Raw genomic sequence first — 26,704 nt, 5'->3', positions numbered from 1 at the left:
TCGGCTGATGGCGCTCGCCCTCGGCGTCGATTCGTCGACGCAGGCATGCAAGGTCGTCGTCGTCGACGCCGAGACGGGAGCGGTGGTGCGCAGCGGTCGCGCCCCTCATCCCGACGGCACCTCGGTCGATCCTGAAGCGTGGTGGTCCGCACTGACCGCCGCGATCGAGGCTGCCGGGGGTCTCGACGACGTCACGGCGTGGGCCATCGGCGGGCAACAGCATGGGATGGTGGCGCTCGACGCCTCGGGCGCCGTCATCCGCGATGCGCTGCTCTGGAACGACACGCGCTCCGCGGAGGCAGCGGCCGACCTCGTCGCCGAGTTCGGTGCGCAGGAGCTGGCCGAGCGCACGAACGTGGTGCCGGTGGCGTCGTTCACGATCTCGAAGCTGCGCTGGCTGCGCGACCACGAACCCGAGAACGCGGCTCGCGTGGCGGCGGTCGCCCTCCCCCACGACTGGCTGACGTGGCGACTCCGCGGCTACGGACCGGCAGGCGCCGAAAGCGCGCCTCTCGGACCCGCGCTGGATCAGCTCGTGACCGACCGCTCCGATGCATCCGGCACCGGATACTGGAGCCCCCCGACCGGAGGCTACGATCGCGAGCTGCTGATCGCCGCCCTCGGACACGACGTCCTGCTGCCGCGCGTGCTCGGTGCGGACGAATCCGTGGAGGATGCGAGCGGTCGCCGGGTCGGGCCGGGGGCAGGCGACAACGCCGCGGCCGCACTCGGACTCGGCGCGGGCCCCGGCGACGTCGTGGTCTCGATCGGGACCAGCGGCACGGTCTTCGCGGTGAGCGCGGAGCCCTCCGCCGACCCGTCCGGCATCATCTCGGGGTTCGCGTCGGCCGACGGCCACTTCCTCCCCCTGGTCTGCACGCTCAATGCGGCACGGGTGCTCGACGTCACGGCGGCCCTGCTCGGAGTCGACCATGACGAGCTCAGCAGGTTGGCTCTGTCGGCGTCGGCCGGAGCGGCAGGACTCTCGCTCGTCCCCTACTTCGAGGGTGAGCGCACCCCGAACCTGCCCGATGCCACGGCGACCCTCAGCGGCATGACCCTCGCCTCGACCACGCGCGAGAACCTGGCGCGCGCCGCGGTGGAGGGCATGCTCTTGGGGCTCCGCGCAGGACTCGACGCCCTGCGGGAGGCGGGAGTGCCGCTGCGGCGAGCGCTGTTGATCGGCGGCGGGGCGCAGTCGGAGGCCGTGTGGGAGATCGCGCCGCAGGTGTTCGGCATCCCCGTCGAGGTGCCGGCCGCGGGTGAGTACGTCGCCCTGGGCGCTGCCCGTCAGGCCGCCGCGCTGCTCTGACCCGCCCTTTCACGTCCGCTCCCCGTCCTCCACAGCCGATCCGCATCCCGTCCTCCACAGCCGATCCGCGTCCCGTCCTCCACAGCCGATTTTGTCGGCGCACGCACCCCACGCTCCGGTCGCGAGATGTCAGCCAATTCGCCTCCCAGAGCTGACATATCGCGACCGGAGGAGGAGCAACCCTGGGGAGAGCCGTCCACGCGGCACGCGTCCGGTGCCAGCGTCGAGGGATGGGACGCACACGAGACCCCCTTCCTCCGAACCTCGGCAACAGTTTCAGTCTGCGAGCCGCATATCGCGCGGGGGTCGGACGAGGCCGACTCAGCGGTGACGATCTGGAGCGCCCGTTCCCGGCCGTACGGCGGCGACTCCCTCCAGACCGCTCAGAACAGCCGGACCCGTACCGACGCCAACGGGATGCGCGTGTCACCGCCGCCCGGGCCTACGCCCACCGCATGCACGAGCGGCAGCACATCAGCCATGAATCGGCGGCTGCGCTCTGGGGTGCTCCCTTGCCCCTGACCCGCACCCTGGAGGGGGCTATCGCGGAGGCGGACGCGCTCGGCGTACATGTCACCACGATCGGCACGGGCCCACTATCCCGGGTCCGCGGCGTGGTCAGGCATCGCGGGAAGGAGGATCGCACGGCCACGACGAACCTCGAGGGCATCCGTCTCTCGGATCCCGCGACCACCTGGGCCGCTCTCGGCCGACTGCCCATCTTCGATCTCGTCGCACTCGGCGACTACTTCTGCCGCGCCTGGCGCTCCGGTCATGGTCGCCCTACACCGGGGCGGGCACCGCTAACGACGATCGCTGAGCTCGAAGCTGCCCTGAGCACAGGCCGCCGCGTCGGAATCCGCAACCTGAGGGAAGCGCTCCCGCTGATCCGCGAGGACTCCTGGTCGCCGCGTGAGAGTCGGGTGCGCTGCCTCCTGGTCCAGGCCGGACTGCCGGAGCCCGAGCTCAACGTCGACATCGTCGAGGATGGTGTCTTCCTGGCCTGCGGTGACCTCGTCTACCGCCGACACCGGGTGCTCATCGAGTACCACGGCATGATGCACGGCGCGCAGTGGGCGGCGGACGTCGAGCGTGCCGCGGCGCTGCGTGCGGCGGGGTGGACGGTGATCGAGGTGACGGCGCCTCTGCTCGCTCAGCCCGAGGTGCTCGTGCATCGCGTACGTGCCGCCCTTCGCTCCGGTCGCGGAATGGCACCGAATTGAGCCGGGAGCCATGCGTTTTCGCGACCGGAAGCCGCTGATCGGAGGCCACTGGACGTTAGATCCCGAAGATCCGCCACGAGGCGGCGTGCGCCTCGCCCGGCGCCAGGGTCACCAGGTCGACGCCGGAGTTGAAGGCATCGGGAGGACACGTCATCGGTTCGACCGCGAGTCCGATGCGATGGGTCGACGCAACGGCGGGGGTGTCGGCGGTATGCACCTGCACCCACGGGCACCGCCGGTCCCACGCGATCCCGACGCCCTCCCCCGCAGCTGTCACGACGCGGACCTCCGCGATCTCGTCCGCACGAGCGAGCGAGGTGAACGCGTGGTCGATGAACACACCGCCGATCCGCCTCCCCTCGCGGAAGTCCCATTCCGGGTGCTCCGTCACGGACTCCACGGTGACCGGGCTGAGCCGCTCCGGGGTCACCGTCAGCACCTCGGATGCCGGAAGGGTGAGCGTCCAGTCATCCACGCGTCCGGGCCCGGCCACGAGGTAAGGATGCGGTCCGGTACCCCACGGCGCCGTATCCGCACCGAGGTTGCGCGCCGTGACGGTCTGGTGCAGCCCATCGACATCGAGGCGATAGTCGACCTCGACCTCGATGCGGAACGGGTAGCCGGCCTGAGGCTCGATCACGGCGGCCAGGGAGACGCGGTCCTCCGTGACGAGGCGATCTTCGAACTCCACCCAGACGAGGAGTCCATGGAGGGCTTGGCCGCGCTCCGGTTCGGTCAGTGCCAGCTGGTGCTCGGCACCGGCGAACCGGTAGCGTCCGTCGACGATGCGGTTGGGCCAGGGAGCGAGTGTCGCCCCACGATAGGCCGGGCGCACCTCATCCGCATCGAAGGGGACAACCAGGTCACGCCCGTCGAAGGTCAGCGTCCGGAGAGTAGCGCCGACGCTCGCGATCTCCGCCGCATAACCGTGGCCGGTGAGACGCCGCTGTCGACCGGAGCGAGGCGCCACCATCAGAGCCCCTGCGCCAGGCGGTAGTACGCCTGATTCCAGCGCACCTGCTTCTGGAACTCCGGCAGCGTCGTGCTGTCGTCGATCACCAGCAGTTCGACCTCTGCCATCTCGGCGAAGTCGCGGAACGCCTCGATGCCGACCGCGGTGGACATGACGGTGTGGTGTGCGGCTCCCGCAGTCAGCCACGCGGCGGCGCTGGTGGTGAAGTCCGGTTGCGGCTTCCAGACAGCACGCCCGACCGGGAGCTTGGGCAGCGCGGCGCGCGGTGGCACGTTCTCGACCACGTTCGCGGTGAGACGGAAACGGTCGCGCATGTCGCTGAGGGCGACGACGACCGCGGGCCCCGGGTCCGCCGTGAAGACGAGTCGCACCGGGTCGTCCTTGCCGCCGATGCCGAGCGGATGGATCTCGAGCGTGGGCTTCGCGGTGGTCAGCGACGGCGAGACCTCGAGCATGTGGGCGCCGAGGATCAGCTCGTCGCCGGGCGTCATGTCGTAGGTGTAGTCCTCCATCAGGCTCGCGCCACCGGGGAGGCCGGAGCCCATGACGTTGGCGATGCGCACGAGCACCGCGGTCTTCCAGTCTCCCTCGGCACCGAAGCCGTAGCCCTCCGCCATCAGTCTCTGCACTGCGAGACCCGGCAGCTGCGTCAGGGCGCCCAGATCTTCGAACGAGGTCGTGAAGGCGCCGAAGCCGCCCTCTTCCAAGAAGGACCGCAGTCCGAGCTCGATCGCGGCACCGTCACGCAACGAGGAATGCCGGTCGCCGCCGCGCCGGAGCTCGGGGGCGACCTCGTAGAGTTCCTCGTACTCGGCGACCAGCGCGTCGATCTCACCGTCGGATGCTGCCGCGACGGCATCCGCCAGCTCGTTCACGCCCCAGGTGTTGACCTGCACGCCGAAGCGCAGTTCCGCCTCGGTCTTGTCACCCTCGGTCACGGCGACGAATCGCATGTTGTCCCCGAAGCGCGCGAGCTTCAGATCGCGGGATGCCGCCAGCCCGGCGGCCGCACGCTGCCAGGTGCCGAGCTCCCGGCGCACGCGCGGGTCGGAGGCATGCCCCACGATGGTCTTGCGCGGCACGCCCAGGCGCGTCTGGATGTATCCGAACTCACGGTCGCCGTGCGCGGCCTGGTTCAGGTTCATGAAGTCGAAGTCGATGTCGGCCCAGGGCAGCTCGACGTTCGCCTGCGTGTGCAGATGGGCGAGGGGCTTGCGCAGGGCGTCGAGGCCGGCGATCCACATCTTCGCAGGGCTGAAGGTGTGCATCCAGGCGACGAGACCGATCACCCGATCATCGGCGTTGGCTTCCCGTGCCGTGCGCGTGATGGCCGCCGCATCCGTGAGCACCGGCTTCCAGACGATGGTGACCGGGATCTCGGCGGACTCATCCAGCAGCCGGGCGATCTCCTGGGACTGCGCCGCGACCTGCGCGAGCGTCTCGGGGCCGTAGAGATGCTGGCTGCCGGTGAGGAACCAGACTTCGTAGCCGTCGAGCGAGGTGGTGAGAGCCATGGGCGTGCCTTTCGAGGTGAAGCGCAGATGCGTCAGAGGGATGCGACGGCCGCGGCCTCGACGGCCAGGCCCGCGCGGTAGCGATCGAGGTAGGACGAGAAGCCGGCGACGTCCGCCGGATCGGGGTCGACGACAGCGACGGATGCCGAGGCGAAGACCCGCTGGTCGAGGTAGTCCCCCAGCGTGACCTCGTCGGCCGCGGCGAGGTAGGAAGCGAGCACCGCGATGCCCCATGCCCCGCCTTCCGAGGCGAGGTCGCCGACCGCGACCGGAGCCGCGAGCGCCCCGGCGAGGAACCGCTGGGCGACCCCGGCGGTGCGGAACATGCCTCCGTGGGCGAGCATCCTGTCCAGCTCCACGCCCTCTGCGGTCAGAACCTGCATACCGAGGGCGAGGGTGCCGAACACGCCGTACACCTGCGCACGCACGAAGTTGGCGAGGTGGAAATCGCTGTCGGGCGTGCGGACGAACAGCGGTCGCCCGGCGGCGAGCCCGGCGATCGGCTCTCCGGCCAGGTGGTTGTAGGCGAGCAGCCCGCCGGCGTCGGCTTCTCCTGCCAGTGCCTCGCGGAACAGCACGTCGAACACGGCGTCCTCGTCGAGAGGCTGCCCCGCCGCCGCGGTGAAGCGTCCGAACAGCCCCGCCCACGCGGCGAGCTCACTGGCCCCGTTGTTGCAGTGCACCATCGCCACGGCGTCTCCTGCCGGGGTGGTGACGAGGTCGAGTTCATCGTGCTGCTCCGCCAGCGGCCGCTCCAGCACGACCATCGCGAAGATGCTCGTGCCGGCACTCACGTTTCCGGTGCGCGGAGCCACGGCGTTCGTCGCCACCATCCCGGTTCCGGCGTCACCTTCGGGCGGGCAGAGGGGGATGCCCGGCCGCAGCGCTCCGGTGGGGTCGAGGAGGGCGGCACCCTCGTCGGTGAGCGTCCCTGCTGCCGCCCCCGCCGCCCGCACCGCCGGGAGCAGCGCGGTCAGCGGGGCGGGAAGCCGATCGCCCGCGAGCTCGGTGTAGGACCGCAGCATCCCCGCGTCGTAGTCGGCCGTGGCCGCGTCGATCGGGAACATGCCTGAGGCGTCACCCACCCCCAGGACGCGCTCGCCGGTCAGTGCGTGATGCACGTACCCCGCGAGCGTCGTGACGAAGTCGAGGCGGGGCAGGTGCGGTTCCGCATCGATCACGGCCTGATGCAGATGCGCGATCGACCAGCGCAGCGGGATGTTCACCCCGAGAGCCGCGCGGAGCTCGGCGGCGGCGGGCCCCGTGTTCGTGTTGCGCCAGGTGCGGAACGGGACGAGCAGCCCACCGTCGGCGTCGAGGGCGAGGTAGCCGTGCATCATCGCCGAGATCCCGATCGCCCCGAACGTCTCGGGGCGGAGGCCGTGCCGCCGCTCGACGTCGTCCACGAGCCCGGCGTATGCGGCTCGCAGCCCGGTCCAGACGTCGTCGAGCGCGTAGGTCCACAGGCCGTCTTCGAGGCGGTTCTCCCAGGAGAAGGTTCCGGTGGCGAGCACCTCGGCCGGGTCGGAGCCGACCAGGCAGGCCTTGATCCGCGTCGACCCCAGTTCGATGCCGAGACTCGTGCGGCCGGCGGCGATGTCGTCGCGCGCGCTCATCGCCGGGAGTCCGTGCTCTGGCCGTAGACGTGCTGGTAACGCTCGTAGAGGCTGTCGATCGCTGCTTGCGGAATCGGGATCAGGGGCCCCGCCTCCCGGGCGAGATGCACGGTGCGAGCGACGTCTTCCACCATGACCGCCGCCTTCACCGCATCCTTCGCGTCGGCGCCGATGGTGAACGGCCCGTGGTTCTGCATGAGCACCGCCCGCGACCGATGGCCGCGGAGGGTCTCGACGATGCCACGACCGATCGAGTCGTCGCCGATGATCGCGAACGGCCCGAGCGGCACGGGACCGCCGAACTCATCGGCCATGGCGGTGATGACGCAGGGGATCTCTTCGCCGCGCGCCGCCCAGGCGACCGCATAGGGCGAGTGCGTGTGCACGACGCCGCCGACCTCCGGCATGTGCCGATAGACGTAGGCGTGCGCGGCGGTGTCGCTCGAGGGCGAGCGTTCACTGCCCTCGGTACCGGGGATCACGTTCCCGTCGAGATCGCACAGGATCATGTTCTCGGGCGCGAGGTCGTCGTAGCTCACCCCGGACGGCTTGATCACGAAGAGATCGGCACCGGGGACGCGGCCGGAGACGTTGCCTCCGGTCCAGACGACCAGCCCGTAACGGACCAGTTCGCCGTGCAGGCGAGACACATCCGCACGGACGGTGGCGATCGCCCTCTCGATGTCGGGGGCGAAGGTGGGGGCGTCGTCGCTCACGGCTACCTCGATCGTCGTGACCGGTCACTGTGACCGGTCACGGAAGTCTGTCACGGCTGCTCGGTACCCGTCAACCCGCCGCCCCCGGCGAGCGCAGCTCTCAGCGCGGAGGAGCGATGGAGGCGCGCGAGACCAGCACCGGCGCCACGGCGGCGAGATCGGAGGGGGCCGCGGCTCCGTCCCCGATCACCGCAGCGACAGCCCTCCGGGCCAACTCGTCGAAGTCCTGGCGCACGGTCGTGAGCGCGGGCCAGTAGTAGGCGGCGTCAGGAGTGTCGTCGAACCCGACGACACTCACGTCGTCCGGGACGTCGAGCCCCGCCTCGTGCAAGGCGCTCAGCAGCCCCAGCGCCATCTGGTCGTTGGCGGCGAACACCGCGGTCACGCCGGACCGTCGCACCGCTTCGACCGCGGCATGCCCCGACCCGGCCGACCAGTCCCCCGCGATCACGGGGCCGGGCGTCAGGCCACGGGCGGCGAGCTCCGCGGCGAATCCGTCGGCGCGCGACTCCGCCTCCAGCCAGTCGGTCGGCCCGGCCAGGTGCGCGATCCGCGTGTGTCCGGCGTCCGCGAGCGCGGCCACCGCCAGTCGCGCACCCGCGACCTGATCCACCGACAGCCCGGTCTCACCGAGCCCGGCCGAGTGCAGGGTCACGACGGGCACCCCGATCCGGAGCGCGGCGAGCGCCTCGAGTGTCTGCGCGTGCGGGGCGACGACGACGATCCCCTCCACACCCTGCACGACGAGGTGATCGACCGCGGCGACCACGGCCTCCGCATCCGCCGCGTCGGCGAACGCGGCACTCACCCAGTAGCCGGCCTCCCGCGCCGACGCCTCGAGCGCGGCAAGACTCCGCGACGGACCGTACTGCAAGGCGTCCGACGCCAACACCCCGAGAGTCCGGGACCGTCGGGTGCCCAGCGCCCGGGCCGCGTTGTTCATGCGGTACCCGAGCTCCGCCATGGCCGCTCGCACGCGCTCCTGCGTCTCGGGAGCGACGTCCGGGTGGTCGTTCAGGACGCGCGACACGGTCTGACGAGACACCCCGGCCCGGGCGGCGACGTCACGGACGCCGATGGATCGGCCGCGGCCGTTGCTCGTGTCACTCACGCCGACGAGTGTACGGCGTGGACGTCCGCCGCTCCGTCGGCATGGCACCCTGGTGACATGCGCATCGCTCTCACCGGTTCAACGGGCAAGCTCGGACGCGTCGTGGCACGGGAACTCCGTGCGAGCGGCCACGAGGTCATCGGAATGGACGTGGTGGGGGGCCGAGAGCCCGACTTCGTACAGGTCGACCTGACGGACTACGGCCAGGTCGTCGACGCGTTCGCGGGGGTGAACGACACGCACGACGGCATCGACGCGGTGGTGCACCTCGGAGCGATCCCGGCCCCCGGCATCCGCACCGACGTCGCCACGTTCCACAACAACATGCCGGCGACGTTCAACGTGTTCTGGGCCGCCGTGCGGCTCGGGATCCGTCGCATCGTCTACGCCTCGAGCGAGACCGTCCTGGGGTTGCCGTTCGACGCGCCGCCTCCCTACGTGCCGGTCGACGAGGAGTATCCGCCGCGTCCGGAATCCGTGTACTCGCTCGTGAAGACGCTCGAGGAGCAGCTGGCGACCGAACTGGTGCGGTGGCAGCCGGAACTGTCGATCACGGCCCTGCGGTTCTCCAACGTGATGGCGCCGGAGGACTACGCGGAGTTCCCCGACTTCGACACCGATGCGCTCCGCCGCAAGTGGAACCTGTGGGGCTACATCGATGCCCGCGACGGGGCCCAGGCGATCGAGCGGGCGCTCGAGAACGCGCCGGTGGGCTTCGATCGGTTCATCATCGCGGCGGCCGACACCGTGATGTCGCGGCCGAACGCCGAGCTGCTCGCCGAGGTCTTCCCCGACGTGCCCGTCACCCGCGCAGTGGCTCCGAACGAGACCCTGCTGTCGATCGACAAGGCCCGCCGCGTCCTGGGCTACGCCCCGCAGCACTCCTGGCGCGACCACGTGTGAGCCCCGCTCCCGCCCCGCACCGCCCCGTCCGCACCTCCCCGGTCCGTGCTCAAGCCCACGCTCCGGTCGCAATATGGCAGCCAGAATCGCCGTTTCGGCTGCCATATTGCGACCGGAAGGTTCCCGGCGACCGGGAGACCCCCTGAGACCCCCGGCGACCGGAAGCCAACTGGGTGGGTGCTACTCCCGTTTGCGCGTCACCACGCGCTGCAGCAGAACGAAGACCAGCAGGATGCCACCCGTGATGATGGTCGTCATCTCGGGCGGGATACCGCCGTCACGGGTGATCAGCACGTTCATGAGACCGAGGACCAGTGCCCCGACCACCGAGCCGAGGACGTACCCGTAGGCGCCGGTGAGGACCGTGCCCCCGATGACCGCGGCGGCGATCGCGTCGAGTTCCCACCCGATTCCCGTGATGTTCTGCGCAGTTCCGAGGCGGGCGGTGTAGAGCACCGCGGCGAGGCCGGCGAGCGCTCCGCTGATCACGTACACCAGGACCTTGGTCCGCCAGACCGGAAGCCCCATCAGGAGAGCAGAGCTCTCCGACCCGCCGATCGCATACACGGTGCGTCCGGTGCGCGTCCGGTGCAGCACGAAGAAGGCCACGAGCACGACGATGACCGCGACGATCACTGCCGGGGTGATGACGAGATCATTCACCTTCGGGCCGTCGATGATCTTCAGCTGCACCCCGATCCAGCGGATCGGCGAGTCCTCATCCAGCCGCTCGGGCGTGGTGCTGAGCAACGAGGCGAGTCCGCGGCCGAGGAACATCATGGCCAGCGTCGCGATGAACGGCTGCACGTTGAAGTACCTGATCAGGATGCCCGACACCAGGCCGCACGCCCCACCCGCACCGATCATCACCGCGATGACGGCGTAAGCGTTCCAGCCCGCATTGGCGAGCATCACCCCCGCGACCGAGGAGAACGCGATGATCGATCCCACGGAGAGGTCGATACCGCCGGTGATGATCACGAACGTCATCGCCACGGCGAGGACGATCAGGTGGGCGTTGTTGATGAGCAGGTTGGACAGGGTGTTGAACTGCACCACGCGTCCGTAGGCGACCTCACCGTAGATGACCATCGCGACGAAGATGACGACCGATGCGATCGTGGGGAGGACGGACGGATTCGCGAGAACCACCCGCCGGACGCGGGTCACCAGATCCGCGCGCTCGTGCTGCTCGGGGGCAGCGATCAGAGCGGTCATGCCTTCGCCTCCTCTTTGATGGCTTCCTGGGCGGGGGTGACGGTGACGACCCGTCGTCGTGTGCGGAACCAGCTGCGCACCCGTTCGGACTGCAGCAGGCACAGCACGACGATCACGATCGCTTTGAAGGCCGGGGTCGCCGACGACGAGACCCCGAGGAACAACACGGTCTTGTCGAGCGTCGCGATGAGCAGTGCCCCGACGAATGCGCCGCTGAGCGAGAACTTCCCTCCGGCGAGGGACGCCCCTCCGATGACCACCGCCAGGATGGCGTCGAGCTCCAGCTGATAGCCGGTGCGGGAGATGTCGACGGTCATGACGCTGCCCACCGACATGATGCCCGCGACGCCGGCGAGGATGCCGCTGAGCACGTAGGCCGTGAGCAGAAGCCCCGCCGGCTTGATGCCCGCCATGCGGCTGGCCTTGGGGTTGATGCCGATCGCCTCGATCATGAGGCCGAGCGCGCTGCGGCGCACGACCATGCCGACCGTGAGCACGATCAGGACGGCGATGATGAACACGACCGGGATCCCGATGAGGTACCCGTTCGAGATCCAGCGGAACGGCGCATTCGAGGCGGATGTGTTCTGACCGCCGGTGATGACCTTCGCGATCCCGCGCCCGGCCAGCATCAGGACGAGTGTGGCGATGAACGGCTGCAAACCGATGTACGCCACCAGGACGCCGTTCACCGCCCCCAGTATCGCGGTGACCAGCAGCGCGAGGCCGACGGCGGAGAAAGCGATGCCCACCGACTCGGAGTCGCCGGCCGCGCTGAGGAACTCCATCGAGACGGCACCCGCGACCGCCATCAGCGAGCCGACCGAGAGGTCGATGCCTCCGGTCGCGATCACGAGCGACATGCCGATCGCGATCATCATCACCGGGGCCGCTTGGCGAAGGATGTCGATCACGTTCCCGACGAGGTTGCCGTTGTTCGGATTGATCGTCACCGCGAGGTAGGTCGGGTCCTTGACCACGTTCAATGCGAGCAGCGCCACGATCGCGACGATGCCCCAGAAGAACGGTTTGCGGATCAGATCATGCCAGAAGGTCGTCCCTGCTGCGGCGGTCATCGCGCGCCCTCGCTCTCGGTCGTGTGGGTGACGGCATCGACGACTGCGCCGTCAGCGTCGTCGAGTGTCTCGGCGGCGGCGTCCAGACCGTGCGCGGCGATGACGTCGACGATCTCCTGAGCGGTCACCTCGGGACCGTTCTGGATCTCACCGATCTTGCGGTGGTCTTTGAGGACGATGATGCGCTCCGAAAGCCGCACCACCTCCTCGAGTTCGGAAGAGATGAAGACCACGGCGACGCCATCCTCGGCGAGCTGCGCCACGGCTTCCTGGATCTCGGCCTTCGCGCCGATGTCGATCCCGCGGGTCGGCTCATCCAGGATCAGCAGGTCCGGGGAGGTCGCGAGCCAGCGCCCGAGCAGCACCTTCTGCTGGTTGCCACCGGAGAGGTTCTTGATCATGCGATCGGGATCCGCGGGGCGCACGTTGAGCGCGGCGATGTACTTGTCGACGATCGCGTCCTGCTCCTTGCGCGACATCGGTCGCGCCCAGCCGCGCTTCGCCTGCACGGCGAGGACGATGTTCTCCCGCACGGTGAGGTCGCCGATGATCCCCTCGTCGCGGCGGTTCTCGGTCGAGAACGCGATGCGGCGGGCGAGCGCATCCGAGGGGGACTTCAGATCGGTCCGGGTGCCGTCGAGAGTGAGAGTGCCGTCGTCCGCCCGGTCGGCCCCGTAGAGGAGACGCGCGAGTTCGGTGCGTCCTGCGCCGAGCAGACCCGCGAAGCCGACCACCTCGCCCCGTCGGATCTCGAGGTCCGTCGCCTCGACCGCGCCGCGTCGCGCGATCCCGGATGCCGTGAGCAGGGGCTTCTCGTCGGGGTCGCGCGACTCCCGTCGACGGTTACCGCCGAGCGACTTGAGAGCGTCGAGATCCTTGCCGATCATGGTCGAGATCAGCGCGTGGCGATCAAGCTCACTGGTGAGGAACTCGCCCTCGTACCGTCCGTTGCGCAGCACCGTGAGCCGGTCGCTGATCGCGTAGATCTGGTCGAGGAAGTGGGAGACGAAGAGGATGGCGACGCCCTGGTCGCGCAGGGAGCGGATCACTCCGAACAGCCCCTCGACCTCGGCGGCGTCCAGGCTGGACGTCGGCTCATCGAGGATCAGGACCTTGGCGTCGATGGCCATCGCTCGGCTGATCGCGACCAGCTGCTGCATCGCGATCGAGAGCGTCGCGAGCGGCTTGTGGGTGTCCAGGTGCTCGAGCCCGAGTCGGCGGAGCGCCGCCGTCGCCGCCCGATGGGTTGCTCGCCAGTTGATGTCGAACAGGCCGCGCACCTCGTGCCCCAGCATCACGTTCTCGCCGATGGAGAGGTTCGGGGCGAGGTTGACCTCCTGGTAGACGGTCGAGATCCCCGCGGCCTGCGCATCGCCCGTACCGCTGAAGCTGCGCTCTTCCCCCGCGACCGTGATCGTGCCCGAGTCGATCGTGTAGACGCCGGTGAGGGCTTTGATCAGGGTCGACTTGCCGGCGCCGTTCTCTCCCATGAGGGCGTGCACCTCGCCGGGGAAGAGGCGGAAGTCGACGCCGTCGAGTGCTTTGACGCCGGGGAACTCGATCGAGATCCCGTGCATCTCCACGATGGGCCGTTCTTCGTTCATCGCTGTCTCTCCGTCTGAGAAGCCGGGTGACGCAGATCGCGCTGCGCCACCCGGCGTGAGGCCGAGGCCTCGGTCTGATCAGTACTTGCGGTCGGCCAGAACGGCCTGGGCCGCCTCGGCGGAGTCGAACGCCTCGCTGGGGACGATGATGTAGGACTCGACCGATTCGCCGGCAAGGGTCTTCTTCACCACGTCGAGGGCGGTCTCACCGAACAGCGGGTTGTACTCGTGCACATAGCTGAGCTGTCCGTCCGCGAGTGCCTGCATCGCATTCTTGGTGCCGTCGATCGTCGCGATCTTGACGTCCGTGCCGATGACCAGACCCGCCTCTTCCGCGGCCTGCGCCGCGCCGAGACCCATCTCGTCGTTCTGCGCGAACACGAACTGGATGTCGTTGCTGTTCGCCTTCAGCATGGTCTCGAAGACGCTCTTGCCCTCTTCCGCCGACCAGTTCGCGGTCTGGGCATCGAGCTTGTTCAGCGACGAACCTCCGAGGCCCTCGTCGAAGCCCTCGTTGCGCTCATTGACGACGCCGACGCCGGCCGGTCCCTCCAGCACGACGTAGTTGCCACCGTCGGGGAACGTCGCTGCGGCCCACGTGCCGACTTCCTTGGCGACCTCGACGTTGTCGGGGGCGATGCGGGTGACGTAGAGGCTGTCGTCGTCCGGCTCGATGCCGCGGTCGAGCAGAATCACGGGAATTTCCGCCTCCTGTGCACGCTTGAGCGAGTCCTCCCAGCCGGATGCCTCGGTGGCCGAGAGCAGGATCACGTCGACACCGGCGTCGACGAACGACGTGAACGCGTCGATCTGCGACTTCTGGTCCAGGTTCGTCGCGGGCGCGTACTTGAGGTCGAATCCGGCGTCCTCCGTGAAGGTGTCCTGGATGTTTCGCTCGTTCGCCTCGCGCCATGCTCCCTCGGGACCGACGGCGACGAACCCGACGGTCGTGAGCTCTCCCGCGTCACCGCCGTCGCCGCTGCCGCCGTCACCCGATCCACCGGTCGAGCAGGCCGCGAGACCGATCGCGAGAACTCCTGCAGCTGCCAGGCCCATCGCCGTGCGCATGCGCTTCTTCACGGACATTTCTCCTCCTTGAGACGCCGGGATGAACCCGGCAAACCGTTTCGGACCGATCGTGGTCCTGGTGATTGCAGGACACTGTCGTCGTGTCCCGGAGCCGATGTTACCGGGAACAAAGACTGGAACACAACGCGTAACTCGAATACCGGGGCTAGATCGTCATCCTCATCGTGTTACCGGGCACAATCATCACAGCCGAGACTCCACATCCGCCGCGATCATCTCAACCACGGTGTCGACGGTGACACCAGGCCCGTTGCTGAGCTCGCCGATCTTCTCGCGGTCCTTCAGGACGATGATGCGGTCGCTCACCCGCACGACCTCCTCGAGCTCCGACGAGATGAACACGACCGCGACCCCTCCGGCAGCGAGCTCGCTGACACGGCGCTGGATGTCGAGCTTCGCCGCGATGTCGATCCCCCGCGTCGGCTCGTCGAGGATCAGCACATGCGGGCGCACTGCGAGCGCACGGGCGAGGAGGACCTTCTGCTGCGCACCACCGGAGAGCATCTTCACCGGGCGATCGAGGTCGACGGGATCGAGATGCAGGCCCTCGACGTAGGAGTCGATCAACGCCGCGGACTCACCCGCCGACAGCGGCCTCGACCATCCGCGCAGAGCCTGCAGCGACAGCAGGATGTTCTCTCGCGCGGTGAGGTCGCCGATGATGCCCTGGGTGCGCCGGTTCTCCGTGGACATGGCGATGCGATGACGCAGAGCCACCGAGGGGCTGCGCAGCTCCACCCGCTCCCCCTCGACCCAGACCTCACCGGAGTCCGCGCGGGCGACGCCCGAGAGCAGGCTCGCGAGCTCGGTCCGACCTGAGCCGCGCAGCCCGGCGAAGCCGACGATCTCGCCTCTCTGCATCTCGATGTCCGTCTCGGCCAACTCGCCACGACGTCCGATGTCGAGGGCTTGGAGGGCGGGGAGGGCATCGGAGACGTAGTGATGCGACTTCCGTTCCGACTTCAGGGCGCGCAGACTCTCGATGTCCTTGCCCAGCATCTGGGAGATCAGCTCTGCCCTGTCCAGATCACGGGTGGCGTTCTCGCCGATCAGGCGACCCCCGCGAAGGACGGTCATCCGGTCGCTGATCGCGAACGCCTGCTCGAGGAAATGCGACACGAACAGGATCGCCACCCCCCGCTCGCGAAGGTTGCGGATGACCCGCATCAGGGTGGCGACCTCCGCCTGGTCAAGACTCGAGGTGGGCTCATCCAGGACCAGCACGTCGGGTTGATCCACGACCGAGCGCGCGAGCGCGACCAGCTGCTTCTGCGCCGGCGACAGCATCGAGACCGGTGTCCGCGGGTCGAGGTCGTCCAGTCCGAGTCTGCCCAGCGCCTGTGCCGCATCGGCCCGCGTGCGACGCCAGTCGATCCCGAACATCCCTCGACGCTCGTGGCCGAGCATCACGTTCTCCGCGACGCTGAGGTTCGGGCTGAGCTGCGTCTCCTGGAACACGGTCGCGATGCCAGCCGCGCGGCTGTCGGCGACACCGGACAGCCGACGCTGCTCCCCCGCGATCGTCACGGTGCCCGCGACCGGCGTGCAGGTTCCCGTGAGCACCGCGATGAGGGTGGACTTGCCTGCGCCGTTCTCGCCCATCAGCGCGTGCACCTCGCCGGGGAACAGACGGAAGTCGACGTCTTCGAGCGCGCGCACACCCGGAAAGTCCACCGTGATCCCGGAGAGCTCGACGATGGGCTCCGGTCCGGGGGCGGACATCACCGCACCTCCCGCGGTGGCCCGGTCGAGGCTCGGGCGACGATCTCGGTGGGGATGCGCGTGAACGCAGGGATCTCACGTTCCTCGATCGCCGCACGCAGCATCTCGACCACGGCGACTCCGAGGGCGTGGAAGTCCTGGCGGATGGTGGTCAACGGCGGCAGGAAGTGCCGCGCGAGGGGCACGTCATCGAAACCGACGACGCTGAGATCGTTCGGAACACTGAAGCCCTTGTCGTGCAGTCCGTGGATGAGACCGATCGCCATGTCGTCGTTCGCGGCGAATACGGCGGTGTAGTCGGGCAGCCGGTTCAGGCCCATCGCGAAGTCATAGGCGAAGTCGGCGGTCCAGTCGCCCACGACGATCGGACGTTCGCGGATGCCCCAGGACTTCGCCCTGGAGTGGAAGGCGCGCTCGCGGGCGCGGGCGTCGAGCCAGTCCAGGGGACCGGAGATGTGCAGGATGTCTCGATGGCCGAGGGCTACCAGATGATCCACCAGCAAGGTGGTCCCGGCGTGCTGGTCGATCGACACGGTCAGGAAGGTGGGATCGGCATCCGCCTTGACCACGAGCATCGGGACGTTGATGACGACCCGGCGCAAAGCCGCCACCGAGGAGGAGCGCGGCGCGATCACGCACAGCGCATCGACGCCCTGCGTCATCAGGCTCTCGACCGCCTCCTGCGGCGAGAGACCATCGCCCTCGTGCAGCGCGATCTGGGCGACGGAGTAGTCCGCGCCGCGGGCGGCCAGCTCGACCGCGCTCAGGATGCTGGTCGGCCCGAAAGCGCCGGGGCTCTCGACGAGCACGCCGATGCGGCGGGACCGCTGCGTCGCGAGCGCACGTGCCACCAGATTCGGCCGGTAGTCGAGTTCCTCGATCGCCTCCAGCACGCGGCGCCGCGTATCGGGCTTGATGTTGGGATGGTCGTTCAACACCCGCGACACCGTCATGTGCGACACCCCGGCGATCACGGCCACCTGTCGGATGTTGGGTTTGTCCGAGCCGACGTTCACCATGCGCACCTCCGTCGGCCCTGTCTGAGCGATGTTACCGAGAACAGTGGGAACCACGCAACGACAGAGGGACCCGCCCCTTCCTGCTGCGGGGAGCCAGGAAGGGGCGGGCCGGGAGCGGAGGTCACCGCGTGCGAGCGGCGACCTCACCTCACTCCCTCTCGACCTCCACGACCGCGCGGCCGCGGCGACGCAGGACCCAGAAACCGGATCCGAGCGCCAGGAGCAGCACCCCGAGCCACATCGCCGTCAACGACGCGCTGGCGTCGCCACCGGTGTTCGCGAGGGAACCGTCGGAACCGCCCGCGCCTCCTCCGGCGGAGGAACCGCCACCGGTGCCGCCACCAGCGCTCGACCTGGTGATGGTGAGCGGCACCCGTGCGAGCTCGGTCTCGCCGTCTCGGAGCACGATGTGATGTGCACCCGCCGCCATGTCGGCAGGGATCGTCACGGTCTCCTGGATCCGGCCGGCCACCGCCGTCGCGGTCGCGAGCGCCCGATACGTGCTCTCGATGCCGATCTCGACCTCGTCACTCGTCACGCCGGTGGCGATCACCGTCACCGTGCTTCCTGCGGCAGCGGTGTCGACGGACAGCTGGACGTTCAGCTCGGTGCCCGGATTGTCGTCGATCGGGGTGAACGCCCAGTTGTCGACCTCGAACACGTCGGTCTCGGCGTCCGCGCCCTCGGCTGCGGCGAAGACGAAGAACACATCGTGCTCGCCCGTCGCACCGGTGACCTCGGCCTCGACCGTCGTCCACTCCCCGATCGTGCCGTCGACGGGGATCTCCGCCACGACCGCGCCGTCGACATCATCCAGACGCACCTGGATGCTGCCTCCGGCGGCCAACGGCTTCACCGTCGCGGACACCTTCCGGGCACCGGAGCCGAAGTCGACGCCGGAGATTCCGGAGAAGTCACCGTCGTCGACGCCGGACAGCACCATGTTCCCTGAACCGTTGTGCTCGGGGAACTCGACCGAATCGGCATCCCCCTCGATCGTCGTGATGCCCAGCTGCCAGGCCAGGGTCTCCGCTTCGAAGGTGCGGTACGGGTCGAAGCTCTCCACCTGCTCCACCCCGGCACGCGTTCCGACGATCGGCTTTATGGTGCCGTCCTGGTTGAACTCGAGCTTGTCGATGTGGACCGAGCGGTACCCCTGTGTCGCTCCGGGCGTTCCGAGCGCGGCCGCCCACGCCGCCCCGCGCGTCTGCGCGTGGTACGTGAAGTAGGTCCCGCCCTTGTAGGTGAACATGTCGGAGTGGTTGTTCCCACCGTTGCCCGCTCCGAAGAACGTGCCCTGGTTCTGGAAAGCCACCCCGGCGTACTCCGAGGAACCGAGCGTCATCGGGTCATCGGTCATCATGTAGGCGATCGCGCCGCGCGACGGGTACTGCCCAGGAGCTTCGTTCACCTGGAAGTTAGACGAGTACGAGTAGTAGTACTTGCCGTCCCGCTTGAACATGCTCGACGCTTCGAACATGCCGGGGGCGTCGATCTCCACCGGGTCGCCGTCGAGGGTGACCATGTCGTCCTTAAGCTTCACGACGCGGGTCGACTTCGGGTTCTGCGGTCCCTGCACGTCCGGCGCGGTGCCGATCTGCGAGTTGCCGCCGAAATACAGGTAGCCCTGGCCGTCGTCGTCGATGAAGACCTCGGGATCGAAGAGCCACATGCCTGCCGGGAATCCGCCTTCGGCGATGTAGTCACGTGAGACCGTGTCCGGGATGATCTTCTTGCCGAGCGGGTCCTCCCACGGGCCCAGTGGCGAGCCGCCGACGACGACCGCCGTGCCGGTTCCGCTGTCGCAGAAGTAGAGGTAGACCTTGCCGTCCTTCTCGATCGCGGCCGGTGCCCACGAGTTCCGGGCCCAAGGGGCGGCGCCGCCCTCGCGGGCGACCGGCACCGAGCCGTGATCGACCCAGTTGACCATGTCCGTCGTGGACATCACGTTGAGTCGGGTGATACCGCCGTAGCCGTTCGACTGGGTCGGCAGACCGTTCTCGTCCTTGGTGTTCAGGTCGTACTGCTGGGTGTCATCGGTCGAGTAGATGTAGAGGCGGTCGTTGTAGACGAGGTGGTGCGGGTCGGCGCCGAACTTGTGCCCGACGAGCGGGTTGTGGTCACCGATCGGCTTGGTCTGCACCTTCTCCAGGTTGGTGAAGACGGGGCCCTCCGGGGCATCCGCGATCTTGACGAGCGACAGGTCATCGACGGAGAAGTCCTGCAACGCATCGGAGCCCCAGGGGGTCTCGACGAACAGCCATCCCGCCGCGACGTGCCTGGCCTCGGCCGTGAACTCCTGGGAGAACGTGCCCCATTCCCCCTTCGTGAACGTGTGACCGTAGTCGGCGCACCCGTTGAAGTTCGTGGGGCAGAAGGTGAAGTTGAACTGCTGGGTGGGGTTGCCCTCGTCGTACTTGAGCGTGCCGGTGAGCCGATAGGAGGCACCCAGCTCGAGCTTGTCCGCGACGCTTGCGAACGGACCCGACTGCGTGTTCTCCCGGCCGGTGACCTTCAGGGAGTGCGCCCCGCTCGCCGCGTCGTCACTGAGCGCCAGCGTGCCGCCACGGGTGTTGGTCCATCCGGTCAGGTCCGAGACGAAGCGACCGTCCGGCAGGAGGTTTCCCGGCACGGCCGGCGGTTCGGTGACCGCAGGGCCTCCGTCGCCGGTCGTCAGCGAGACATCGTCGATCACGAACGACTGCACGTCCGTGTTCCAGGGGGTCTCGACGAAGAGGATGTCGTAGTCGGCGGTCAACGGTGTGAACGTCTCCTCGATCGTCGACCACTCCCTCGCCGTCGCGGTCGTGGAGGCCACCACGTCACAGCGGCTCCGCGTCGAGGTGCACAGCACCACATTGAAGTTCTGCGTGGCCCGGCCGGCGTCGAACTTCACCGAGAGCGAGAGATCGTAGGACTCCTCCGTGTCGAGCAGCCCCGTCACCGTCGCAGTGGGGCCGGACTGGAAGCTGGAACGATCGCTGATCGCGAGAGCCTTCGCGCCGGTGCGAGCATCCAAGCTCTCGGCAAGCGTCCCGCCCAGGGGTGCGGTCCACCCCGAGAGCCCACTTTCAAAGGTGCCGTTCTCGATGATGTCGGACGCGGCGAAGGCCGCTCCCGGTCCTCCCACCGCGCTCACGGACGAGACGATGAGGGTGGCGACGCCCAGCAGCGCTGCCGGGCGCGATACGGATCGGCTGCGTTGCCGATCGGCGAATCTGAGATGTGATTTCACTGGTGTTCTCCTTGCGGATCGATTCGCCCGAGGCGCGGGCGCACACCGATGGCGGGCTTCTCCTCGCAGGAGAAGTCCGTCGAGTGTGCTGACCTCAGGCGAAGGCGGGGATACGACCGAGGGCTCCCGATGCGGCGGATCGCCGCAGGACGGGCCTCGGTCCCCTTGTGGGGTCGATGGGATTCAGGACCGGATGTCGCGGGCACGCCGAGCACGCCGCACGGACACGGAGGTCCGCGGATTCACACGTGCCGCGTGCACGGCGCGTCTGCAGAGGGAGTTCCCTCCAGGGCTCAGCGTGACGTTCGGGACTGCCCCTGCCCGAGCTCACGCTCCGGGCGACGGTGTGGAACCCGCTGACCGTGTCGACACAGTTGGATGCCGGCGACGCTGTTCATGCACTCTCCTCCTTGAGATGCCGGAGGCTCGCGGGGGCACGAGTCCGGACGGCCCGGACGGGCCGTGTGATGATCACTGCGAGCCTGATGTTACCGGTAACAGAATTCGAGCACAAGACTCGATCGCTCCGCCCCGCCGCTCCGCTCTTCACCCAGGGGCTCCAGTCGCGATATGGCACCCAAAGCGGCCGTTCTGGCTGCCATATCGCGACCGGAGCGGTCAGACGGGCGGGGCGCGAGCGGACTAGAGACCGAGCCGCTCCAGGTAGGGGTTCACCAGGCGGCGGTCCGGGTCGTAGCGGGCGGCGAGCGCGGCGAAGTCGTCTCCGCGCGTGTATCGCGAGCGCGTCTCGGCGCCGTCGAGGGTGAACACCTTGCCCCAGTGCGGACGCGCCGTGGCGGGAAGCGCTGCCTCGATCGTCGGCAGCAGAGCGCGCACGGCCGCCTCATCCGGCTTCCAGGTGAAGTGGAGACCGACCACATCCGTCCCGTACGACGGGCTGAGCCACAGACTGTCCGCGCGCACGGTGCGGATCTCGTTCACCAGCAGCAGGGGCGCGATCTGCCCCGCGAGGGTTCGCACGGCTTGGATCGCGGCCACCGCATCCTCACGCGGCACGAGGTACTCGCTCTGGATCTCGGCGCCGGCCGAGGGGGTGAAGTCGAGCCGGAAATGCGGCAGCCGCTCGAACCACGGTCCGGCGACGCCGAGCTGTTCGGTGCAGGCGATGGGGTCGACGCCGAGGATGGGATGCCGCTTGCTCACGGCAGCGACGGCCCCGAGCCGTTCGAACAGGGACACCCGGGCGGCCTCGCGCACCTCGGGCAGACGCTGCTTGACCCAGATCTGGTCGATGACGTCGGTGCGCTCCCACGTCGAGAACAGGCTCACACTGGTACCGATCGAGGTGACCTCGTCGAAGTCGGCGAGCACCGCGTCCCAATCCGGATGCTCGAAGACGTGCTGAGCGATCTCGTAGGTCGGCTCGACGTCGAGCGTCACATCGAGGACCGCACCGAGAGCCCCGAGGCTCACGACCGCGCCGTCGAAGTCGGCGTCCCCCCGCTCCAGGCTGCGGGTCTCGCCGGAGGGCGTGAGGATCGTGAGGCCTCGGACCGCGCTCGCGAGCGAACCGATGGCGTCGCCGGAACCGTGCGTTCCGGTGGCCACCGCTCCGGCGACGGAGATGTGCGGGAGTGAGGCCAGATTGGCGAGCGCGAGTCCCTCCGCGTCGAGCAGGGGCGCGATGTCGCCGTAGCGCGCGGCACCGGAGACCCGCACGGCCGTCCGGTCGGCGCTCACCTCGAACACCGAGGGCAGACGGTCGAGCGCGAGGAGCACGCCTTCGGTGTCTGCGATGTCGTTGAAGCAGTGCCGTGAGCCGAGCACGCGCACCGGCCCGCCCTGCGCGAGCAGGGCGCCGAGTTCGTCGACGGACTCGGGGTGCGCGACCGCCGAGGCCCGGTACGTCAGGTTGCCTGCCCAGTTGCGCTCGCTGCTCATTGCGCCATGATAGCCACCCGCCGATCGACTACATCGATGTACTCCGCATCAGCCGGGCTCGGCGCTAGGCTGACCGGATGACAGCGCTGCCGCCGCCCCGCGCCACCATGAAAGACGTCGCGGCCCTCGCCGGGGTCTCCCCCAAGACGGTGTCGAACGTCGTGACCGGCACAGTTCCCGTCAATGAGAGCACTCGGGCCAAGGTCGAGTCCGCGATGGCGCAGCTCGACTTCGTTCCCAACCTCAGCGCACGGGGACTGCGCAAGGGGCGCTCCGGGATCATCGCCGTCGCCCTCCCCGATCTCGCGACCGCATTCTCGGCAGAGCTCGTGCATCGCATCGTCGAGGCTGCGCACGGAAAAGGCCTCGCCGTGCAGATCGAGGAGACGGCATCCGAGCCCGAGCGTGAGAAGGAGCTGGTCTCCCGCGCCCGCGCGCACCTGGTCGACGGCCTCATCCTCAACCCCATCCGCCTCGAGGACAGCGTGCTGAAGTACGCCGACCGCCTTCCGCCGCTGGTGGTGATCGGCGAGGTGGAGCAGAACCGCGCCGACCATGTGCGCATCGACAGCCGACAGGCTGCCGCCGATGCGACGCGGCATGTGCTGGCCCGCGGCGCGACACGGATCGCGGTGGTCGGCGCCGACGACGATCCGTCGATCGCGACAGCCACGAGCCGGCTGCGCCTCGAGGGTGTGCACGATGCGCTCCGCGAGGCGGGCATCGCCCGGGATCCCGCCCTCGAGATCAATCGTCTGCCCTGGTCGATGGCCGGTGGCGCGGAGGCGGTGCGTGCCCTGCTCGATCGCCGCGTGCCCTTCGACGCGATCGTGGCGTTCACGGATTCGCTCGCGCTCGGGGCTCTGCACACCCTGCACGACAACGGCATCCGAGTGCCGCACGACGTCATCGTGACCGGCTTCGACGATGTCGAGTTCTCGCGTTTCACCTCCCCGGCACTGACCTCGATCGCGTTCGATCGACAGGCGTTCGCGATCGCGGCACTCGGCCTGCTGGAGTCCCGCATGGACGACCGCACGGCTCCGCCGCGGGCACTCACCCTCTCGCACCACCTCCTGGAACGCGCGAGCACGGAGGGCCGCCCGGCCGGCTACCGCCCCTGACCTCCGCCGGCATCGGAGCGCGATCGATGCTTGCACATCCGATTACATCGATGTAATGATGAGTCGTCCACCCGCCCTGTCACGAAGGAGTGACGATGACGCCCCCGCTCGATCTGTCCAGAAGGCAGTTCCTCGCTGCCACCTCCCTCGCCGCCGGCGCGGCCCTGCTCAGCGGGTGCGCGCCCGGTGCGGCATCCGCCACCGGCCCGCAGACCCTGCAGTTCTGGCACCTGCTCAGCGGAGGCGACGGTGTCACCATGTCGCAGCTGTTGGATGAGGTGAACGGTGCACAGAGCGCCTTCCGCATCCGCCCGACCGTGCTCGCGTGGGGCACTCCGTACTACACGAAACTCGCGATGGCGGGTGCCGGTGGTCGCGCCCCCGATGTCGCCATCATGCATGCGACCCGCACCGTCGGCTGGGCCCCGGGTGGTCTCCTCGACCCCTGGGACCTCGACCGCCTCGCCGAGCTCGGCGTCGACAGCTCGACCTTCCCCGCTCCGATCTGGGAGAAGGGCTTCGTGGGGAGCGACATGTACAGCGTCGCCCTCGACGCCCACCCCTTCGTGATGATGTTCAACACCGACATCTGTGATGCCGCAGGCGTCCTGGACAGCGACGGCGCACTGGCCGAGACCTCCTCACCCGAGGAGTTCCTCGACCAGTTGCGCGCAATCGGGGGCTCCGCCGAGGGGCATGCGCTGTCCTACGGCTACCTCGGCGACGGCGCCCAGATGTGGCGCCTGTTCTACACCTTCTACTCGCAGCACGGCGCGGCCATGGAACTCCCTCCGGGCGGGCCCGCGACGATCGACAAAGAGGTCGCCGTCGAATCACTGTCTCTGATGCGCACCCTTCTCGACGGGGAGATCGCCCTGGCACAGGCCGACTACGGCAGCGCCATCGCCGAGTTCGCCACCGGCAAGAGCGGCATGCTGTTCACCGGTGTCTGGGAACTCCGCACCATGCAGGCTGCCGGGATCCCGTTCGACGCGACGATGATCCCCACGCTGTTCGGCACACCGGCGGTCTACGCCGACTCCCACTCGTTCGTGCTCCCGCATCAGTCCCACGCCGATCCGGTCCGACGCGATCTCACCTACGAGTTCGTGGCCGACATGCTCAAGAACTCCTTCGGGTGGGCCGAGGCCGGGCACATCCCCGCGTTCCTCCCCGTGACCGAATCCCCGGAGTACGCGGACCTGATCCCCCAGGCGAACTACGCCGACGCGGCCCAGCACGTCGTGTACGACCCGACCGCATGGTTCACCGGGTCCGGTTCGAACTTCCAGTCCGAGTTCGGCGCGGCCGTCCAGGGTGTGCTGCTCTCGGGCGACGACCCGGCGACCGCGATCGACCGCTTCGAGGCGCGGGTCAACACCCTGCTCCGACAGCCGAACCCGGCAGACCCCGAGGGGACGTTCGAATCATGACCGCGCTCACCGACTCCACGCGCACCATCGTCACCGGGTCCCGTACCACCCCGCGGGGTCGCCGCGCCGGCTCGCGCAACCGCGAACAGCTCATCAGCTGGGCCTTCCTCGCGCCGTTCCTCGTGGCCTTCGTCCTGTTCCTCGTCTGGCCCATCATCCACGGCATCATCCTCAGCTTCACCGACCAGTCCCTCACCGGGGCCGGCGGCGCGTTCATCGGCTTCGCCAACTACGCGGAGGCATTCGGCGACCCGAAGATGTGGCAGTCGATGGGCAACACCGTCTGGTTCACGCTGCTCTCCACGGTGCCTCTCGTCGTGGTCGCCCTCGCGATGGCGGCTCTCGTCGACCGCGGCATCCCGGGACAATGGCTGTGGCGCCTCTCGTTCTTCATGCCGTTCCTGCTCGCCTCGACCGTGATCTCGCAGATCTGGGTCTGGATCTTCAACCCCCAAGTGGGCGCGGCGAACAACATCCTCGAGCTCTTCGGTCTCGAACCGCTCGCCTGGCTGCAGAATCCCGACACGAACATGCTGTCGATCGTGATCGCCACCGTGTGGTGGACGGTGGGCTTCAACTTCCTGCTGTACCTCGCCGCCATGCAGAACATCCCGCCGCAGCAGTACGAGGCCGCTTCCCTCGACGGTGCCGGCGCCTGGCGACAGTTCTGGTCGATCACCCTCCCCCAGCTCGGCCCGGCGACCGTCCTCATCCTGATCCTGCAGATCCTCGCCTCGCTCAAGCTGTTCGACCAGGCGTATCAGATGCTCGGCGGGGTCGCGAGCGACACCACCCGCTCCATCGTGCAGTACATCTACGAGGCCGGTTTCGTCAGCTACCGGTTCGGCTACTCGGCCGCCATCTCCTACGTGTTCTTCGCCCTCATCGTCATCCTCGGCGTCGCGCAGGCCCTGATCACGCGCCGCCGGAAGGAGCAGCTCTGATGTCCACCGCCACCGCATCCCCCGTCGTCCCCACTGCCACCGAGACGATCACGACGGCATCGTCCCGTCGTGATCGGCGGCCGCGTCTTCCCGGCCAGAACCCCTTCGGCCCACTCCGCATCGCCGCTTTCGTCGTGCTGCTGCTCCTCGCGGTCGGCTGGCTGCTGCCCTTCCTCTGGGCGGTCGCGACCGCGTTCAAGACCGAGACGGATGCCGCCTCCGGCGATCCGGGCTGGATCGGCGCCAGCGGACCCACGATCGAGGCGTTCGCGGCGATCCTGTCGCAGGGCAACGTCTACGTGTGGGGGCTCAACAGCCTGCTCACGTCCGTCGCGATCACCGTGATCACGCTGGCCATCTCCGCCCTCGCGGCCTATGCCTTCTCCCGCCTGGACTTCACCGGCCGCAAGTGGTTGTTCGTGGCGATCATCGCCTCCATCGTCGTCCCGCCCCAGGTGCTGATCATCCCGCTGTTCTACGAGATGCTCGCGTTCAACCTGGTCGACACCTACGCGGGGCTGATCCTGCCGCAGGTCGTGGCACCCGCGATGGTGTTCATCCTGAAGCGGTTCTTCGATGCCATCCCGATCGAGCTGGAAGATGCGGCACGGGTCGACGGCGCCGGACGGTTCCGGATCTTCTGGTCGATCGTGCTCCCCCTGTCCCGTCCGATCATGGCGTCGGTGGCGATCTTCGTGTTCATCAGCGCCTGGAACAACTTCCTCTGGCCGTTCCTGGTCATCAACGACACGACGCTCATGACGCTGCCGGTCGGCCTGCAGACCGTGATCAGCGCCTACGGCGTGCAGTACGCACAGGTCATGGCGCAAGCCGTGCTCGCGGCGCTGCCCCTGATCGTCGTCTTCATCATCTTCCAGAAGCAGATCGTCAAGGGAGTCGCGACCAGCGGCTTCGGCGGTCAGTGATCCCTGTCCTCCCGCACCACCCCACCCGCAGAGCCAGACCCGAG

At 68.6% G+C, this 26,704-nt stretch carries 20 protein-coding genes; 7 read left to right on the top strand and 13 right to left on the bottom strand.

Annotated elements, in window-relative coordinates; all coding sequences use genetic code 11:
• Window positions 1–7: 7 nt before the first annotated feature.
• Together xylB and LVJ59_RS13425 are read left to right on the top strand one after the other, a co-directional pair.
• Complete coding sequence (gene xylB, locus LVJ59_RS13430) at window positions 8–1,312, top strand: xylulokinase (protein WP_232763436.1); 1,305 nt, start codon at window positions 8–10, stop codon at window positions 1,310–1,312.
• Window positions 1,313–1,542: 230 nt separating this feature from the next.
• Complete coding sequence (locus tag LVJ59_RS13425; RefSeq protein WP_232763435.1) at window positions 1,543–2,535, top strand: DUF559 domain-containing protein; 993 nt, start codon at window positions 1,543–1,545, stop codon at window positions 2,533–2,535.
• A gap of 55 nt (window positions 2,536–2,590) precedes the next feature.
• On the opposite strand, the gene LVJ59_RS13420 is transcribed toward LVJ59_RS13425, so the two are convergent.
• From LVJ59_RS13420 to LVJ59_RS13400, 5 genes are all read right to left on the bottom strand, one after another.
• A complete protein-coding gene (locus LVJ59_RS13420; RefSeq protein WP_232763434.1) occupies window positions 2,591–3,508 on the bottom strand; it encodes an aldose 1-epimerase family protein in 918 nt (305 codons plus the stop codon).
• Complete coding sequence (araA, locus tag LVJ59_RS13415; RefSeq protein ID WP_232763433.1) at window positions 3,508–5,022, bottom strand: L-arabinose isomerase; 1,515 nt, start codon at window positions 5,020–5,022, stop codon at window positions 3,508–3,510. The genes LVJ59_RS13420 and araA overlap by 1 nt, the downstream gene beginning before the upstream one ends.
• A 32-nt stretch (window positions 5,023–5,054) precedes the next feature.
• Window positions 5,055–6,638, bottom strand: coding sequence for a xylulokinase (locus LVJ59_RS13410; protein WP_232763432.1), 1,584 nt, complete (start codon window positions 6,636–6,638; stop codon window positions 5,055–5,057).
• Window positions 6,635–7,354 (bottom strand): L-ribulose-5-phosphate 4-epimerase, encoded by a 720-nt coding sequence (locus LVJ59_RS13405; protein WP_232763431.1) that lies wholly within the window; start codon window positions 7,352–7,354, stop codon window positions 6,635–6,637. Before LVJ59_RS13405 ends, LVJ59_RS13410 begins: the two co-directional genes overlap by 4 nt.
• A gap of 100 nt (window positions 7,355–7,454) precedes the next feature.
• Window positions 7,455–8,465, bottom strand: coding sequence for a LacI family DNA-binding transcriptional regulator (locus LVJ59_RS13400; protein WP_153242897.1), 1,011 nt, complete (start codon window positions 8,463–8,465; stop codon window positions 7,455–7,457).
• Between the two features lie 57 nt (window positions 8,466–8,522).
• On the opposite strand from LVJ59_RS13400, the gene LVJ59_RS13395 reads away from it, so the two are divergent.
• Window positions 8,523–9,368 (top strand): NAD(P)-dependent oxidoreductase, encoded by an 846-nt coding sequence (locus LVJ59_RS13395; protein ID WP_232763430.1) that lies wholly within the window; start codon window positions 8,523–8,525, stop codon window positions 9,366–9,368.
• A gap of 180 nt (window positions 9,369–9,548) precedes the next feature.
• Here the strand turns inward: LVJ59_RS13395 and LVJ59_RS13390 are convergent, their stop codons facing one another.
• The 8 genes from LVJ59_RS13390 to LVJ59_RS13355 all read right to left on the bottom strand — a co-directional run bounded on the left by LVJ59_RS13390 (window position 9,549) and on the right by LVJ59_RS13355 (window position 22,233).
• Window positions 9,549–10,586, bottom strand: a complete 1,038-nt coding sequence (locus LVJ59_RS13390; protein ID WP_232763429.1) for a sugar ABC transporter permease — start codon at window positions 10,584–10,586, stop codon at window positions 9,549–9,551.
• Complete coding sequence (locus tag LVJ59_RS13385; RefSeq protein ID WP_047524288.1) at window positions 10,583–11,662, bottom strand: ABC transporter permease; 1,080 nt, start codon at window positions 11,660–11,662, stop codon at window positions 10,583–10,585. Before LVJ59_RS13385 ends, LVJ59_RS13390 begins: the two co-directional genes overlap by 4 nt.
• Window positions 11,659–13,266: a sugar ABC transporter ATP-binding protein gene (locus LVJ59_RS13380; protein WP_232763428.1), complete on the bottom strand. Its 1,608-nt coding sequence runs from the start codon at window positions 13,264–13,266 to the stop codon at window positions 11,659–11,661. Before LVJ59_RS13380 ends, LVJ59_RS13385 begins: the two co-directional genes overlap by 4 nt.
• A gap of 78 nt (window positions 13,267–13,344) precedes the next feature.
• A complete protein-coding gene (locus tag LVJ59_RS13375; protein WP_047524286.1) occupies window positions 13,345–14,352 on the bottom strand; it encodes a substrate-binding domain-containing protein in 1,008 nt (335 codons plus the stop codon).
• Between the two features lie 186 nt (window positions 14,353–14,538).
• Entirely contained in the window at window positions 14,539–16,077 is a 1,539-nt protein-coding gene (locus LVJ59_RS13370; protein WP_232763427.1) for a sugar ABC transporter ATP-binding protein, read from the bottom strand.
• A complete protein-coding gene (locus tag LVJ59_RS13365; RefSeq protein WP_047524284.1) occupies window positions 16,077–17,096 on the bottom strand; it encodes a LacI family DNA-binding transcriptional regulator in 1,020 nt (339 codons plus the stop codon). Before LVJ59_RS13365 ends, LVJ59_RS13370 begins: the two co-directional genes overlap by 1 nt.
• A gap of 148 nt (window positions 17,097–17,244) precedes the next feature.
• Window positions 17,245–20,331: a carbohydrate binding domain-containing protein gene (locus LVJ59_RS13360; RefSeq protein WP_232763426.1), complete on the bottom strand. Its 3,087-nt coding sequence runs from the start codon at window positions 20,329–20,331 to the stop codon at window positions 17,245–17,247.
• 642 nt (window positions 20,332–20,973) lie between these two features.
• A complete protein-coding gene (locus tag LVJ59_RS13355; protein ID WP_232763425.1) occupies window positions 20,974–22,233 on the bottom strand; it encodes an FAD-binding protein in 1,260 nt (419 codons plus the stop codon).
• 77 nt (window positions 22,234–22,310) lie between these two features.
• On the opposite strand from LVJ59_RS13355, the gene LVJ59_RS13350 reads away from it, so the two are divergent.
• From LVJ59_RS13350 to LVJ59_RS13335, 4 genes are all read left to right on the top strand, one after another.
• Window positions 22,311–23,357, top strand: coding sequence for a LacI family DNA-binding transcriptional regulator (locus tag LVJ59_RS13350; RefSeq protein ID WP_232763424.1), 1,047 nt, complete (start codon window positions 22,311–22,313; stop codon window positions 23,355–23,357).
• Window positions 23,358–23,452: 95 nt separating this feature from the next.
• Window positions 23,453–24,790, top strand: coding sequence for an extracellular solute-binding protein (locus LVJ59_RS13345; RefSeq protein ID WP_232763423.1), 1,338 nt, complete (start codon window positions 23,453–23,455; stop codon window positions 24,788–24,790).
• Entirely contained in the window at window positions 24,787–25,734 is a 948-nt protein-coding gene (locus tag LVJ59_RS13340; RefSeq protein ID WP_232763422.1) for a carbohydrate ABC transporter permease, read from the top strand. Before LVJ59_RS13345 ends, LVJ59_RS13340 begins: the two co-directional genes overlap by 4 nt.
• A complete protein-coding gene (locus LVJ59_RS13335) occupies window positions 25,734–26,660 on the top strand; it encodes a carbohydrate ABC transporter permease (protein WP_232763421.1) in 927 nt (308 codons plus the stop codon). The genes LVJ59_RS13340 and LVJ59_RS13335 overlap by 1 nt, the downstream gene beginning before the upstream one ends.
• The last annotated feature ends 44 nt before the right edge of the window (window positions 26,661–26,704 follow it).

It is taken from the genome of Microbacterium sp. KKR3/1 (assembly GCF_021272365.1).
In the GTDB taxonomy this organism is placed as follows: domain Bacteria; phylum Actinomycetota; class Actinomycetes; order Actinomycetales; family Microbacteriaceae; genus Microbacterium; species Microbacterium aurugineum.
The sequence above is the reverse complement of the archived record's forward strand: the minus strand, read 5'-3'. Positions and strand labels throughout refer to the sequence as shown.

What these genes read in the sequence shown, in the direction of transcription:
- xylB (WP_232763436.1), top strand. Translation starts at nt 8, where the DNA reads ATGGCGCTCGCCCTCGGCGTCGATTCGTCGACGCAGGCATGCAAGGTC.
- LVJ59_RS13425 (WP_232763435.1), top strand. Translation starts at nt 1,543, where the DNA reads ATGGGACGCACACGAGACCCCCTTCCTCCGAACCTCGGCAACAGTTTC.
- LVJ59_RS13420 (WP_232763434.1), bottom strand. Translation starts at nt 3,508, where the DNA reads ATGGTGGCGCCTCGCTCCGGTCGACAGCGGCGTCTCACCGGCCACGGT.
- araA (WP_232763433.1), bottom strand. Translation starts at nt 5,022, where the DNA reads ATGGCTCTCACCACCTCGCTCGACGGCTACGAAGTCTGGTTCCTCACC.
- LVJ59_RS13410 (WP_232763432.1), bottom strand. Translation starts at nt 6,638, where the DNA reads ATGAGCGCGCGCGACGACATCGCCGCCGGCCGCACGAGTCTCGGCATC.
- LVJ59_RS13395 (WP_232763430.1), top strand. Translation starts at nt 8,523, where the DNA reads ATGCGCATCGCTCTCACCGGTTCAACGGGCAAGCTCGGACGCGTCGTG.
- LVJ59_RS13390 (WP_232763429.1), bottom strand. Translation starts at nt 10,586, where the DNA reads ATGACCGCTCTGATCGCTGCCCCCGAGCAGCACGAGCGCGCGGATCTG.
- LVJ59_RS13385 (WP_047524288.1), bottom strand. Translation starts at nt 11,662, where the DNA reads ATGACCGCCGCAGCAGGGACGACCTTCTGGCATGATCTGATCCGCAAA.
- LVJ59_RS13380 (WP_232763428.1), bottom strand. Translation starts at nt 13,266, where the DNA reads ATGAACGAAGAACGGCCCATCGTGGAGATGCACGGGATCTCGATCGAG.
- LVJ59_RS13375 (WP_047524286.1), bottom strand. Translation starts at nt 14,352, where the DNA reads ATGTCCGTGAAGAAGCGCATGCGCACGGCGATGGGCCTGGCAGCTGCA.
- LVJ59_RS13370 (WP_232763427.1), bottom strand. Translation starts at nt 16,077, where the DNA reads ATGTCCGCCCCCGGACCGGAGCCCATCGTCGAGCTCTCCGGGATCACG.
- LVJ59_RS13365 (WP_047524284.1), bottom strand. Translation starts at nt 17,096, where the DNA reads ATGGTGAACGTCGGCTCGGACAAACCCAACATCCGACAGGTGGCCGTG.
- LVJ59_RS13355 (WP_232763425.1), bottom strand. Translation starts at nt 22,233, where the DNA reads ATGAGCAGCGAGCGCAACTGGGCAGGCAACCTGACGTACCGGGCCTCG.
- LVJ59_RS13350 (WP_232763424.1), top strand. Translation starts at nt 22,311, where the DNA reads ATGACAGCGCTGCCGCCGCCCCGCGCCACCATGAAAGACGTCGCGGCC.
- LVJ59_RS13345 (WP_232763423.1), top strand. Translation starts at nt 23,453, where the DNA reads ATGACGCCCCCGCTCGATCTGTCCAGAAGGCAGTTCCTCGCTGCCACC.
- LVJ59_RS13340 (WP_232763422.1), top strand. Translation starts at nt 24,787, where the DNA reads ATGACCGCGCTCACCGACTCCACGCGCACCATCGTCACCGGGTCCCGT.
- LVJ59_RS13335 (WP_232763421.1), top strand. Translation starts at nt 25,734, where the DNA reads ATGTCCACCGCCACCGCATCCCCCGTCGTCCCCACTGCCACCGAGACG.